The following is a 13,420-nucleotide window of genomic DNA, read 5'->3' on the forward strand; positions in this document are numbered from 1 at the left end:
CTTCGACCTGATGGCCTGTTTCCTGCTTCCTGCGCGGTGCGTCGATGAACGTCCACTGCGGTGAGGAGCGGCTGGAGGCGGAGCCGGCGGCCGTGGGGTGACGGCGGCGCCGACTGGCGTTCCGGCGGGCGGTCGGGTAGACCCGTGAGGTGCTGTTCCGTCAACTCGAGTACCTGGTGGCCCTCTCGCGGGAGCGCCATTTCGCCCGCGCCGCCCAGGTCTGCCACGTCTCCCAGCCGGCGCTCTCGGAGGCGGTCCGGAAGCTGGAGGACGAGCTCGGCGTCCCGCTGGTCCTGCGCGGCCGCCGGTACGAGGGGCTGACGCCCGAAGGCGAGCGGGTCGTGGTGTGGGCGCAGCGGCTCCTGGCCGACCGGGACGCCCTCAAGAGCGAGGTCGGTGCCCTGCGGACGGGGCTGAGCGGCCGGCTGAGGATCGGTTCGGTGCCGACGGCGTCCGGTGCGGTCGCCCTGCTGACGGCGCCGTTCTGCCTGGCGCACCCGCTGGTGAACGTGGAGGTGGCGGCGGACCTCCGGTCGGAGGACATCCTGCGGCAGCTGCGGGACTTCGAGCTCGACGCCGGGGTGACGTACCTGCACAAGGGGCTCGCGGAGAACTTCCGGGCGGTGCCGCTGTACGAGGAGCGGTACGTGCTCCTCACAGGCACCGCCGACGCCCCCGCGCACCGGACGACGGCGACCTGGGCGGAGGCCTCGCGGCTGCCCCTCTGTCTGCTGACCGGGTCCATGCAGGGACGTCAGGTGCTCGACGAGGTGTTCGCCGAGGCCGGGGTGCGGCCCTCGCCGCGGGTGGAGACCGACTCGGTGGCGGCGCTCTTCGCCCATGTGCGGACCGGCGGCTGGACGAGCATCGTGCCGCACACGTGGCTGCACGTCTTCGGGGTGCCGCACGGCATGCGTGCGGTGCCGATGACGGAGCCGGCGCGGTCGGTGTCGATGGGCCTGGTGACGGTCGTCCGGGAGCCGGAGCCCGGGCTGGCCCGCGCGCTCCGGGAGGTCGCGGGCCGCACCGACGTCGCCGCCACGCTGGACCGCCTCCCGGGAGACTCCGCACCGAGGTGAGGCAGGGGCACGGGGCCGCTCGGGACGGCCCCGTGCCCGGTTCTCGCGCGGCGGCCGTCAGGCCACGGCGGTGCTGCCCGCGCCCTCGTGCTTGCGGACCGTGCAGTGCAGCGAGTCGTCGACGACGTCCGCGACGATCGTGTCGCCGGGGTCCGCCTCGCCGCCGAGGAGGAGGGTGGCGACGCGGTTGTCGAGTTCAGTCTGGATCGTGCGGCGCAGCGGCCGGGCACCGAAGGCCGGCTGGTAGCCGTGGGCGACGAGCAGCTTCTTGGCCGCCTCGGTGACCTCCAGGGTCATGCCCTGGGCGTGGACGCGGTGCTTGCTGCGGTCGAGGAGGTGGTCGACGATCTCCGACAGGTCCTTCTCGGTGAGGCTGTGGAAGACGATGATGTCGTCGATGCGGTTGAGGAACTCGGGCAGGAAGCGTCCCCGCAGGTCCTCCATCAGCTCGTCCTTGAGTTCGGCTGCGTCGCCTTCGTGCGCGAGGATGCGGTGGGCGCCGATGTTGGACGTCATGATGACGACGCAGTGGCGGAAGTCGACCGTGCGGCCCTGTCCGTCCGTGAGGCGCCCGTCGTCGAGGATCTGGAGCAGCGTGTTGAAGACGTCGGGGTGTCCCTTCTCGACCTCGTCGAAGAGCACGACGCTGTACGGCTGGCGGCGGACCTTCTCGGTGAGCTGGCCGGCCTCCTCGTAGCCGACGTATCCGGGGGGCGCGCCGACGAGCCGGGCGACCGTGTGCTTCTCCTGGAACTCGCTCATGTCGAACCGGATCATGCGGTCCTCGGCGCCGAAGAGCAGCTCGGCGAGGGTCTTGGCGAGTTCGGTCTTGCCGACGCCCGTGGGTCCGAGGAAGAGGAAGGATCCGACGGGCCGGTTCGGGTCGCCCATGCCGGCCCGGTTGCGGCGCACGGCCTCGGAGACGGCGGTGACCGCCTCGTCCTGGCCGACGATCCGGGCGTGCATCTCCTCCTCCAGCTTGAGGAGCCTCTCCTTCTCACTGGCGGTGAGCTGCGAGACGGGGATGCCGGTGCGGCGGGAGACGATGTCGGCGATGTCGGAGGCCGTGACCGAGACGACGCCCTCGCGGCGCTCCTCGATCCCGGCGAGCTCGCCCTCGATCTCGGCCATCTGCTCCTTGATCTCCTTGGCCTTCTCGAAGTCCTCGCGGGCGACGGCCTGGTCCTTCTCGCGCCCCAGCTTGGCGAGCTCGTCCTCGCGGCTGACGACCTCGGTGGAGCGGCCGCCGCTGCGGAGCCGTACCCGCGCGCCGGCCTGGTCCATCAGGTCGATGGCCTTGTCGGGCAGGAAGCGGTCGCTGATGTAGCGGTCGGAGAGCTCGGCCGCCGCGGCGAGGGCGCCGTCGGCGAAGCGGACCTGGTGGTGGGCCTCGTAGGCGTCCCGCAGTCCTTCGAGGATCTGCACGGTCTCCTCGACGGTGGGTTCCGGGATCAGGACGGGCTGGAAGCGGCGTTCGAGGGCGGCGTCCTTCTCGATGTGCTTGCGGTACTCGTCGATGGTGGTGGCGCCCACGACGTGCAGTTCGCCGCGCGCGAGGGCGGGCTTGAGCATGTTGCCCGCGTCCATCGAGCCCTCGCCGGTGGCGCCGGCGCCGACGACCGTGTGCAGCTCGTCGATGAAGAGGATGATGTCGCCGCTCGCCTCCTGGACGTCCTCGATGACCTTCTTGAGGCGTTCCTCGAACTGTCCCCGGTACTGCGCTCCGGCCACCATGCCGGACAGGTCCAGGGAGACGACCCGTTTGCCCTTCAGGGTGTCGGGGACCTCGTCCGCGACGATGCGCTGGGCGAGGCCCTCCACGATGGCGGTCTTGCCGACGCCGGGCTCGCCGATGAGGACGGGGTTGTTCTTGGAGCGCCGGGAGAGGATCTCGATGGTCTGCTCGATCTCGTCGGCCCGGCCGACGACGGGGTCGAGCCTCCCCGCCCTGGCCTCCTCCGTCAGGTCCCGGCCGTACTCGTCGAGGGTCGTGGCCGGCTGTTTCGCGGCGGCGGGGGCGCCGCCCTGCTCCGGGCGGGCCGACTGGTCGGTGAGGCCGCGCAGCTTCTTCACGTCCAGGTCCTCGGCCCGCAGGAAGCGGGAGGCGCCGGAGTCGGCGTCGCCGAGGAGGGCGCTGAGGATGTGCTCGGGGCCGATGTAGGAGACGCCGGCCGCCTGCGAGTAGGCGTGGGCGGTGGCGAGGGTCCGCTTGGCCGCCGGGGTGAGGCCGGGTTCGGCGGACGGTTCGGCGGCCTCCCGGGGGAGGACCTTGGCGAGCCGGTCGGCGAGCTGGTCGGGGTTCACCCCGCCCTGGGAGAGGAGCCGGCGGGTCGGCTCGATCTGGGTCGCCGCCCACAGGAGGTGTTCGGTGTCGAGGTCGGAGCTGCCGTCCTCGTCGGCCCTGCGCGCGGCCGTGTTCAGCAGTTCGTGGGCGGACTCGGTCAGCAGCCGCCCGATGGGCACGCGCTGCACCGCGGGGGGCGACGAGGCCGGCGACATGCCGAAGAACCGGTTGAACAGGTCGCTGAACGGATCCGACGAACCGAAGGGTGAACCGAACGCCATCGACATGGCAGCTCCTGAAGGGGCGAAAGAGGGTCTTACCCACTCAAACCCGGCGCCGACTGCTCCGCAATCGGAGCGGGACCGGCGGTCCGCCCGGCACGCCGCCCCGGGCGGAAGCCGACACGCCGCCCCGAACGGGCGCCCGAAATGCCCGGATTGCGGCTCCGTCCGCCGACGATGGCCCCATGACCTCCGCGCTCTCCCCGAACGCCCCGGATCCGGCCCCCGGCCCCCAGGTCCGCGCCTCCGCGCTCGTACGGCACGCCAAGCTGTGGCTCGTACCGACCGTCCTGTGCGCCCTGGTGTCGCTGCTGCTGTCGCTCCTCTACATGGGCGGCATCCTCAGCCCGAGCGACCACCTGGACCGGCTGCCCATCGCCCTGGTCGACGAGGACGAGGGCCGCCCGCTGCCGGGGCAGCGGGAGAACCTGGGGAAGCAGATCACCGACTCGATCGTCTCGACGGGCCCGTCGAAGGCCGTCGACTGGCGCCGCCTCGACCGCGCGGCGGCCCAGGACGCGCTGGCCTCGGGCAAGGTCTTCGGCGCCCTGGTCGTCCCGGCGGACTTCACCGCGTCCGTCGCCGCCCTGACCACGAACCGGGCGACGGTCCGCCCGACCCTGACCGTGCTCACCAACCCCGGCCTCGGCAGCCTGGGCTCGTCCCTGGCGTCCCAGATCAACCAGAGCGCGGCCCACCGGGCCTCGCTGACCATCGGCAGACAGCTCTCGGCCACCTCCGCCGCGCCGACCACGCGGGTGCTCCTGTCCGACCCCGTCGCGGTCGTCACCCGCGTCGGCCATCCGATCGGCCGGCACAGCGGCCTGGGTCTGACCGCCTTCTACTACACGCTGCTGCTCGTCCTGGGCGGCTTCATCGGCGGCAACATGATCCACAGCGGCGTCGACACCGCGCTCGGCTACGCCGACAGCGAGATCGGGCCCTGGCACACCCGCCGTCCGACCGTCCCCGTCAGCCGCACCCAGACGCTCGTCCTGAAGATGCTGATGACCGCCGGGATCGCGCTCCTGACCACCACGCTCGTCATGGTCGCCACCATCGGGATCCTGGGCATGGACGCCGACCACCTGCCGATGCTCTGGCTCTTCTCCTACTGCGCGACGGTCGCCGTCGGCCTCGGCGTCCAGGCCATCAACGCCGCCTTCGGCGGCATCGGCCAGCTCGTGTCCATGTTCGTCTTCATCGCGCTGGCCCTCCCCTCCTCCGGGGCGACCGTCCCCCTGGAGGCCACCCCCGCCTTCTACCGCTTCCTGGGGATCTTCGAGCCGATGCACCAGCTCAGCTCGGGCGTCCGGTCCATCCTGTACTTCGACGCCCAGGCCGACGCGGGGCTCGCCCGCGGCTGGATCATGATCGCGGTCGGCACGGTGGGGGCCCTGGCCTTCGGCTTCGTCATGACCCACTACTACGACCGCAGGGGGCTGCGCCGCCTCACGCCGCAGCCCGAGTGAGCGGAAACCGGCCGAAGGCCGGGCCGGACGTCTCCGGCACGGCCTCCGACGCCCGGGCCGACCCGGGCTACTCGTCCTCGTCCCACGGCGGTTCGAGCCCGTCCTCGTCCCACGGCGGCTCCTCGTCGTAGAACGACGGAACGTCCGGCTCCGCCCTGCGCGCCGACGGCACGGAGGCGGCCGGGGCTGCGGCACCGGACGCTGCCGCGGCGGCGGGCGGCGGGGGCGCGGATGCGGGCGGGCCGGCGGGCGCGGAGGACCCGGTGGCACCGTCGGGATCCGCGCCGCCGGACTGCGCCAGGGTGGCGAGGACGCCCTCGGCGTACTTGGCGAGCTTGGCCTCGCCGACGCCGCCGATGGTGCCGAGCTCCTCGACGCCGGCGGGCAGACGGGTCGCGATCTCGCGGAGCGTCGCGTCGTGGAAGACGACGTACGCCGGCACGCCCTGCTCGCGCGCCGTCGCGGCCCGCCAGGCACGGAGGGCCTCGAAGACCGGCACGGCGGCCGGGGGCAGGTCGACCGGCACGCGCGCGCCCTTCCCGGAGCGGGCCCCGGGCTCCTTGCGGGAGGGGGCGGCCGCCTTCTCCTTGCGCATCTGGACCTGGCGGCGGCCGCCGAGCACCTCGCCGCTGTCCTCGGTGAGCACGAGCGTCCCGTAGTCGCCCTCCACCGCGAGCAGCCGCTGCGCGAGGAGCTGGCGGACGACGCCGCGCCACTCGGCGGTGCCCAGGTCCGACCCGACGCCGAAGACGGACAGCTGGTCGTGGTCGAACTGGATGACCTTGGCCGTCTTCTTGCCCTGGAGGATGTCGATGATCTGGCCGGCGCCGAACTTCTGCCGCCGTTCCTTCGCCAGCCGCCACACCGTGGACAGCAGCTTCTGCGCGGCGACGGTCCCGTCCCAGGACTCCCCCGGCGTCAGGCAGGTGTCGCAGTTGCCGCAGGGCTTGCCGGACTGCCCGAAGTACTCGAGGAGCCGCACGCGGCGGCAGTCGACCGTCTCGCAGAGGGCGAGCATGGCGTCCAGGTGCATGGCCAGGGAGCGGCGGTGCGTCTCGTCGCCCTCGGAGCCGTCGATGAGCTTGCGCTGCTGGACGACGTCCTGGAGGCCGTACGCCAGCCACGCCGTGGCCGGCTCCCCGTCGCGGCCGGCGCGGCCGGTCTCCTGGTAGTAGCCCTCGACCGACTTGGGCAGGTCGAGGTGGGCCACGAAGCGCACGTCCGGCTTGTCGATGCCCATGCCGAAGGCGATGGTCGCCACCACGACGACCCCGTCCTCACGCAGGAAGCGGGCCTGGTTCGCCGCGCGCGTCCGGGCGTCCATGCCAGCGTGGTACGGGACGGCGTCGATGCCGTGCTCCACGAGGGCGGCCGCCGTCTTCTCCACCGAGGCCCGCGAGAGGCAGTAGACGACGCCCGCGTCCCCGTCGTGCTCGGTCCTGATCAGCTCCAGGAGCTGCTTGAGCGGGTTGTTCTTCGGGACGATGCGGTACTGGATGTTCGGCCGGTCGAAGCCGGCGACGAAGTGGCGGGCGTCCTCCAGGCCCAGTCGCTTCGCGATCTCGGCGTGGGTGGCCTCGGTGGCCGTCGCCGTCAGCGCGATCCGCGGCACCTTCGGCCACCGCTCGTGGAGCATGGAGAGGGCGAGGTAGTCGGGCCGGAAGTCGTGGCCCCACTGGGCGACGCAGTGCGCCTCGTCGATCGCGAAGAGCGACACCGTGCCCCGGTCGAGGAGCCGCTGGGTGCCCTCCGTGCGGAGCCGCTCGGGGGCCAGGTAGAGCAGGTCCAGCTCGTCCGCGAGGAAGGCCTGCTCGACGGCCTGCCGCTCGTACGGGTCCTGCGTCGAGTTCAGGAAGCCGGCCCGCACCCCGAGCGCCCGGAGCGCGTCCACCTGGTCCTGCATCAGGGCGATCAGGGGCGAGATCACGACGCCCGTGCCCGCTCTGACGAGGGCCGGGATCTGGTAGCAGAGCGACTTGCCGCCGCCCGTCGGCATCAGGACGAGCGCGTCGCCGCCGCCGACGACCTGCTCGATGATCTCCTGCTGCTTCCCGCGGAAGGAGCTGTATCCGAAGACACGGTGGAGCACCCGAGCGGCGTCGGAGGTCTCGGCGGAGGCGGCAGGGGCGTCGGAAAGGACCATTCTCGAAGCCTAGCCGTCCGCACCGACACCCCGGCCCCGCCCGGGACAACCTGTGGACAACCCTCCTTCCGACGCCCCGGACCGACATCACCGCAGGCCGGCCGCCGCGGGGGCGTCGTCGATGAAGCCGCCCGACTGGTGCTGCCACAGCTTCGCGTAGGCGCCCTCGGCGGTGAGCAGCTCCTGGTGCGTGCCCTGTTCGACGATCCGTCCGCGGTCGAGGACGACGAGCCGGTCCATGGTGGCCACCGTGCTCAGCCGGTGGGCGACCACGAGCGCCGTCCGCCCCTCCATGAGCCGCCACAGCGCGTCCTGCACGAGGATCTCGCTCTCCGAGTCCAGGGCGCTGGTCGCCTCGTCGAGCAGCAGGATCGGGGCGTCGCGGAGGATCGCCCGGGCGAGGGCGACCCGCTGGCGCTGGCCGCCGGACAGCTTCACGCCCCGCTCGCCGACCATGGTGTCGAAGCCCTCGGGGAGGGCGTCCGCGAACTCCGTGACGTGCGCCGCCTCGGCCGCGCGCCGGATCTCGGCCTCGGTGGCCTCCGGCCGGGCGAAGGCGATGTTCTCCCGCAGGGTGCGGTGGAACATGGCGGGGTCCTGCGGCACGTACGCGATCAGGCTGCGCAGGTCGGTCTGCTTGAGCCGGCTGATGTCCTGGCCGCCGATCGTGATCCGGCCGCCGTCGATGTCGGTCATCCGCAGGAGCAGGCGGGTGAGGGTGGTCTTGCCGCCTCCGGACCGGCCGACGAATCCGATCTTCGCGCCGCTGGGCACGTCCAGGTCGAGGCCCTCGAAGAGCGGCTTCGCGCCCGCGTGGGCGAAGGTCACCTTCTCGAACCGCACCTTCGCGTCCTCGGGCCGGAGGGGCTCCGGGGACTCCGGGTCGAGGACGGTCGGCTTGTCGAGGAGGAGTTCGGTGAACTGCGCGGCCTCCGTCATCGAGCTTTCCAGGCGCCGGTAGATCTGGTTGAACTCGAACATGATCCGGGTGGCGTTGGCGTAGTACGTGAAGGCGACGATGACGGCCTCCACGCCGTGCTCCCCGCCGCCGAGGGCGACGGCGAGGACGAGTCCGAGGAGGTTCGTCAGGACGGACATCGGCGCGACGAGCGTGTCGATGCGGAGGTTGCCGTAGTCCCAGGAGCGCAGGGTGAGCCGACGTGACTCCGCGACGCGGGAGCGGTGTTCGGCGGCCTCGCGCCGCTCGGCGCCGAAGGCCCGGACCGTGTCCATGTTGGTCAGGCTGTCGGCGACGTGGCCCGAGACGCGGGCGATCGCCTGTTCGCGCTGGGCGACGAGCGCCTGACGGCGCCGGATCAGGGGTGTCACGCCCACGCCGGTGACCGTGATGAGGAGCAGGAGTCCGGCCACGAGCAGCGGGTCGTACTGCCAGAGCACCACCGAGGCGAAGACCAGCGGCACGAAGCTGCCCATGACGGAGAAGGTCAGGGTGTCGACGCACTCCTCGAAACGGGAGGCGAAGCTGAGGACCCGCTTGGTCAGCGAGCCGGCGAAGTTGTCGTGGAAGAACGCGGCGTCCTTGGCGAACAGTTCGTCCATGCCGATGACGTAGAGGTTCTCGATGCCCCGCGCGTCGAGGCGGTTCAGGCAGTGCAGCCCGACGCGCCACAGGGCTTCTCCCAGCAGCAGGACGCCGGCGAAGCCGAGGACGTACGGGAGGAGCGGGCCGAGCCCTCCGCCGTTGCCGTCGCCGGCGATGCGGCCGACGAGCTTGGCGACGATGAGAGGGGCGATGTAGTTGATGCCGATGTTGCCGAGTGCCGGCAGGAGCAGGGCGGGAGCGGTCAGCCGTCGGAGGCGTACCAGTTCCCGTCCGTAGAAGCGGACTGCAAGGAGTACCGACCCTTTGTTCGGCAAACCTCCGTGCGATTCAGGTGATCCCATACCCAACCCTGTGTGGTCGTACCGAAGGTGAGCAAAAGGAGTCTCCCGTGCGGGCGTCCGCTCGGTCCAAGCATTTTTCGTCCGACCGTCCGGTCGGGACCCCGGACCGTCAGGAGCCTTCGGCGGGCGTCGCGTTGACGGTGTCGAAGACCATGAGCCCCGCCGCGGGATCCAGGTGGAACTCGCCGGTGTACGCGCCCCGGGTGACCTCGGAGGTGAACTCCCGGCTCGTCCGCCATGCCGTCCCCGCGGGCACCCTGGGCGCGATGCCGCCCAGGACGTCCGGCGGCTCCTCGGCGGGCGCCCAGTCGTACTCCTCGACGAGCCGCCGGACGTCCGCCTTCGCGAGGGCCGCCACGCCGGAGAGCCGGACGTCGGTGGGCCCTGGTGCGCGGGAATCCGCGCGGCCGAGGGGCGCCGCCGCCCACTCGACTCCGGTGAACCTCCCGAACTGCGGGAACCGCTTCTCCACCGGCTCCCGGTCCGTCTCGACCTTCGCCTCCGGCGGTTGCTGCGAGGCCGAACGGGCCGACGGTCCGGTCACGCCGCCGCAGCCGCCGACCAGAGCCAGCACCATCAGGACCCCGACCGCCGTTAGGCGCGGACCACCCGGACTCATCGGCCACCCCCGGTGACGTGTGACGACGCGCGGAAACACCACGTGGTGGCCGGGAGTGATCCCGACCACCACGTGGTGCTCTTCTTGTGTCCGAGGGGGGACTTGAACCCCCACGCCCGATAAAGGGCACTAGCACCTCAAGCTAGCGCGTCTGCCATTCCGCCACCCGGACGGGTGATCGTCGTTCCGGGGTTTCCCCGCGGCGACAGAGAACAATCTACCAGGCCTTCGGGGTGCTCTTCACCCACGTTTCCGGTGGTCAGCGGGGGTGGGCATGAGCGTCATGGGGAGACCGTGGCGGCCGGCGGGGTCCAGCGGCGGGTGCGGGGCGGTCCCGTCGGGAGGCCGTAGTCCTTCTTGAGGTGTTCGGGGATGGCGTAGTGCATGACGCGGCCGCGGGTGAGGGAGGACAGTTCGAGGACGGTGGCGAGATGGCCGAGGCGGTCCAGGGCCCAGGCGCCGAGCGGGGAGCGGTCCTCGATGGTCTCCAGGACGCCGAGGAGGTGGGGGACGGCCTTCACGACGGTGTCCCAGGGCGTGCGGGGGACCTCCAGCCAGTCGCCGCAGGTGTCGCCGACGAGGTGACGGATGAGGGCGGAGACGATCGGGTCGAAGAAGGTGCCGGGGACGACCTCCTCGTAGAGGTCGATGAGCTGCCGGGTCAGGTGGACGCCCTCGGGGGACGGTCCCATGTGGCGGATCATGTAGAGGTCGAGGAAGCGGCGGGCCTCGTCGAGGGTCTTCGGTACGGCCTCCTGGTCGACGCCCAGCATCGCGCCGACCACGCGCCAGGCGTAGTAGTAGGCGTCGGCCCCCTCGGAGGACATGTGGATGCCGAGGCGGTGCAGGCTGTCGAGGACGAGCATCGAGAAGAACATCTGCCCGCCGATCATGTCCTCCTGACAGATCGGCACCCCCGACGCCTCGACGTCCCAGCGGTTCTCGCGCCGCAGGTGGTGCCGGATGGAGGCGTGCAGCAGGCGGACCTTCTGCGCGGCCGGGACGAAGCGGCCGCCGGCCTCGAAGGCGTCGGGCCGCATCAGGTAGACGGTGAACTGGCCGGTCTCCGCCATCCGCTTGGAGGGGTACTTCAGGCCGTGCGTCGCCGACAGCAGCTTCGCCACGTGCGGGACGAGGTAGCAGGCGGGCATGGAGGCGAAGGAGAGCGCGGTGGAGATGTGCACGTTGTTGTCGATGAAGAACAGCCGGGCCTTCTCCATCTCTCCCCAGTCCACCCAGGACGGCGGGGTGCCCGTGGCGTGGAGGTACTCCCGGGCGACCTCGGGCAGCCCGTCCGGCAGGGGGGAGCCCGCGGTGGAGACGTACCGCATGAGGGTGTTGAAGGTGCCGACCTCCCCGCGTTCGAAGAGGGTGGCGACCGTGGCGTCGGCGAGTTCGTCGCCGGCGTGCCGCAGGGCGTCCATGGACGCCTCGGTGGGGGTCATGGGCAGGGGGCTCCTTGTTCTGCGTCGTTCTGCGTCGTTCTGCGTCAGGAACGGCGGACCGCGGCCGAGTGCGCCAGGGCGGTGAGCGCGGCGGCGGGGGCCGCGGACAGGTTCAGCCCGTCGAGGGCGCGGAGGGCCTCATCGACCCGCTCGGTGATCATGGCCTCGACCCGGTCGGGCGCCTTCAGCCGCCGCATCACCTCGCGTACGGCCTCCAGGGCGTCCCCGTCGGGTTCGCGCCGGCCCAGCAGCTCCCGCAGCCGTCCGCGTTCCTCGTCGCCCGCGAGCCGCCAGGTCTCGGCGAGCAGGGTCGTGGGCCGGTGTCCGCGCACGTCGTCGGCGTCGGCCTTGCCGGTGGCCCCGGGGTCGCCGAACAGGCCGAGCAGGTCGTCCCTCAGCTGGAACGCCTCGCCCAGCGGCAGCCCGTACGCGGAACAGCCCTCGCGCAGACGGCCGCCCGCCCCGGCCAGGGCGCCGCCGATCAGCAGGGGCTGCTCGACGGTGTACTTGGCGGTCTTGTAGCGGATCACCTTCAGCGAGGCCGCCGTGTCCGGGGCGGCGCCCGTGCGCAGGATCTCCAGGGACTCCCCCGCGACGAGGTCCCGGGCTAGCGCCGCCCAGAGCGGCCGGGCCCGGCCGAGGTAGGCGGCGGGCAGGCCGCTGGTGGCGAAGAGCTGCCCGGCGAGCGACATGAGCAGGTCGCCGACCAGCATCGCGAGCGACCGGGCTCCCGCGGCGGGCCGCGGATGGTGCTCCACCGCGCCGCGCAGGGCCATGTGCGCGGTGGGCCGGCCGTGCCGCAGCGGGCTGTCGTCGATCAGGTCGTCGTGCACGACGGCGGCCGCGTGCACGAGCTCCATGGACGCCGCCGCCCGCACCAGCGCGTCGCTGTCGGGCTGCCCGGCCGCCCGCCAGCCCCAGTAGCAGAACGCGGCCCGCAGCCGTTTGCCGTCCGCGACCGCCGCCTCCAGCTGGTCCGCCACCGGGCCCAGGGCCGGGTCGACCGCCGTGAGCTCCTCGGCCTCCAGGGCGACGTGATTCCGCAGCACCCCGTCGACGCGCGCCTTGAACGCGGCCGGCTCCCACCGCTCAGCCGTCATCGCCGGCCCGCCGCGCCAGCACGTGCCGGGCGAGAACCTCCAGGTGCGCCGGAGGTGGGGACGTGTACCGGTCGAGCACGAGGCGGCCGCGCGCCTCCAGGTCCCGCTCGGCCTCGGCCGCCATCTCGGCGGTGTCCGACCGCCTCAGCAGCCCCCGCACGAGCCCCAGGCCCGAGCCGAGGGTGCTCACCGCCAGATCGGCGAGACCCGCCGCCAGTAACACCGCCCGCTCGTCCAGCCCCCCGTGGGATCCCGGTTCTCGCGTCACGTCCGCTCCCCTCCCGCTCCCCTGCCGCCCTTCGCCCCCCAGCGTGGCGTCCGGCCGGCGGGCGGAGCGGCGGAACTCACCAACGAGTGATCCACTCGACGATGCGTACGAGTCGCGCGGGACTCCCACACGGCCGGCCGCGGCAGGCGTGAAGCGGGCCGTGCCGGGCAGGGGCCGGATGTACGAGGAGGCTTGCGATGGCAGTCCGTGACGATCCGTACGTGATCCGTGTGATCGGCGACATGGACCTCAACAGCGCGGAGGAGCTGCGCACCGCGCTCATGAGGGCCGTCGAGGAGACGCCCCCCGGCTCGGAGGTCGTCGTCGACCTGCAGAACTCGTCGTTCTGCGACTCCGCGGGGCTCAACGCCCTGCTGGCCGCGAGGGAGCGGGCGTGGGTCTCGGGGCACACGCTCAGGCTCGCGGCGCCCAGCCATCAGATGGTGCGGCTGCTGGAGCTCACGGGCACGGAGGGCCTCTTCGTCCTGGGCCCGGCCGTGTCGTACTGAGACCGTGTCGGACCGAGACGGCCCGCCGCTCCGTGCCTCGCTCCGCGGCGGGAGGGCGCGGGCGGGCCGCCGCGTGGTGCGTGCGGCGGCCGTGGCGTGACGGAGTGCCTGTGGTCAGTCGTCCCCGCGGACGATGTGCCGCTCCGGGTCGCTGCCGTCCCGCTCGTCCGCTGTCAGGTCTTCCGGCCCCGTCCGGGCGGGACGGCAGGTGCGCAGGGTGGGATCGTGACTGTGGATCCCGTCGTCGGTGTGGGTGTCGATCCGCGTGTTCATCGCGGCCGGCTCCTCGGGTCGAGCCCGGTCGCACGACCGGGG

At 72.3% G+C, this 13,420-nt stretch carries 11 protein-coding genes and 1 tRNA gene; 3 read left to right on the forward strand and 9 right to left on the reverse strand.

The genetic code is table 11. The features are described from left to right. The first annotated feature begins 149 nt into the window (after positions 1–149). Positions 150–1,079: a LysR family transcriptional regulator gene (locus K7G60_RS23025; RefSeq protein ID WP_225802823.1), complete on the forward strand. Its 930-nt coding sequence runs from the start codon at positions 150–152 to the stop codon at positions 1,077–1,079. 57 nt (positions 1,080–1,136) lie between these two features. Here the strand turns inward: K7G60_RS23025 and K7G60_RS23030 are convergent, their stop codons facing one another. Further along, positions 1,137–3,650, reverse strand: a complete 2,514-nt coding sequence (locus K7G60_RS23030) for an ATP-dependent Clp protease ATP-binding subunit (RefSeq protein ID WP_225802824.1) — start codon at positions 3,648–3,650, stop codon at positions 1,137–1,139. A 179-nt stretch (positions 3,651–3,829) separates the two neighbouring features. On the opposite strand from K7G60_RS23030, the gene K7G60_RS23035 reads away from it, so the two are divergent. After that, positions 3,830–5,116: a YhgE/Pip domain-containing protein gene (locus tag K7G60_RS23035; protein WP_225802825.1), complete on the forward strand. Its 1,287-nt coding sequence runs from the start codon at positions 3,830–3,832 to the stop codon at positions 5,114–5,116. Between the two features lie 67 nt (positions 5,117–5,183). Here the strand turns inward: K7G60_RS23035 and recQ are convergent, their stop codons facing one another. The 7 genes from recQ to K7G60_RS23070 form a co-directional block, all read right to left on the reverse strand. Beyond that, a complete protein-coding gene (gene recQ / locus K7G60_RS23040; protein ID WP_225802826.1) occupies positions 5,184–7,259 on the reverse strand; it encodes a DNA helicase RecQ in 2,076 nt (691 codons plus the stop codon). A gap of 87 nt (positions 7,260–7,346) precedes the next feature. Beyond that, positions 7,347–9,164, reverse strand: coding sequence for an ABC transporter ATP-binding protein (locus K7G60_RS23045; protein WP_225802827.1), 1,818 nt, complete (start codon positions 9,162–9,164; stop codon positions 7,347–7,349). Positions 9,165–9,273: 109 nt separating this feature from the next. Next, the gene (locus K7G60_RS23050; protein WP_225802828.1) at positions 9,274–9,741 is read right to left on the reverse strand and encodes a hypothetical protein; all 468 of its coding nucleotides are present in this window, start codon (positions 9,739–9,741) and stop codon (positions 9,274–9,276) included. Positions 9,742–9,870: 129 nt separating this feature from the next. Then, positions 9,871–9,955: transfer RNA gene (locus K7G60_RS23055), tRNA-Leu, on the reverse strand. 109 nt (positions 9,956–10,064) lie between these two features. Further along, the gene (locus tag K7G60_RS23060; protein ID WP_225802829.1) at positions 10,065–11,228 is read right to left on the reverse strand and encodes an oxygenase MpaB family protein; all 1,164 of its coding nucleotides are present in this window, start codon (positions 11,226–11,228) and stop codon (positions 10,065–10,067) included. 44 nt (positions 11,229–11,272) lie between these two features. Continuing rightward, complete coding sequence (locus K7G60_RS23065) at positions 11,273–12,328, reverse strand: polyprenyl synthetase family protein (protein ID WP_225802830.1); 1,056 nt, start codon at positions 12,326–12,328, stop codon at positions 11,273–11,275. Beyond that, positions 12,318–12,596, reverse strand: a complete 279-nt coding sequence (locus K7G60_RS23070; RefSeq protein WP_225802831.1) for a polyprenyl synthetase — start codon at positions 12,594–12,596, stop codon at positions 12,318–12,320. The genes K7G60_RS23065 and K7G60_RS23070 overlap by 11 nt, the downstream gene beginning before the upstream one ends. 197 nt (positions 12,597–12,793) lie before the next feature. Between K7G60_RS23070 and K7G60_RS23075 the strand changes: the two genes are divergently transcribed. Beyond that, positions 12,794–13,105, forward strand: coding sequence for an STAS domain-containing protein (locus K7G60_RS23075; protein WP_225802832.1), 312 nt, complete (start codon positions 12,794–12,796; stop codon positions 13,103–13,105). A 114-nt stretch (positions 13,106–13,219) separates the two neighbouring features. Here the strand turns inward: K7G60_RS23075 and K7G60_RS23080 are convergent, their stop codons facing one another. Next, on the reverse strand, positions 13,220–13,378 hold the full coding sequence (locus K7G60_RS23080; RefSeq protein ID WP_225802833.1) for a hypothetical protein: 159 nt from the start codon (positions 13,376–13,378) through the stop codon (positions 13,220–13,222). Positions 13,379–13,420 lie beyond the last annotated feature (42 nt).

The sequence above is a fragment of the Streptomyces sp. NK15101 genome, assembly GCF_020400725.1.
GTDB lineage: Bacteria > Actinomycetota > Actinomycetes > Streptomycetales > Streptomycetaceae > Streptomyces.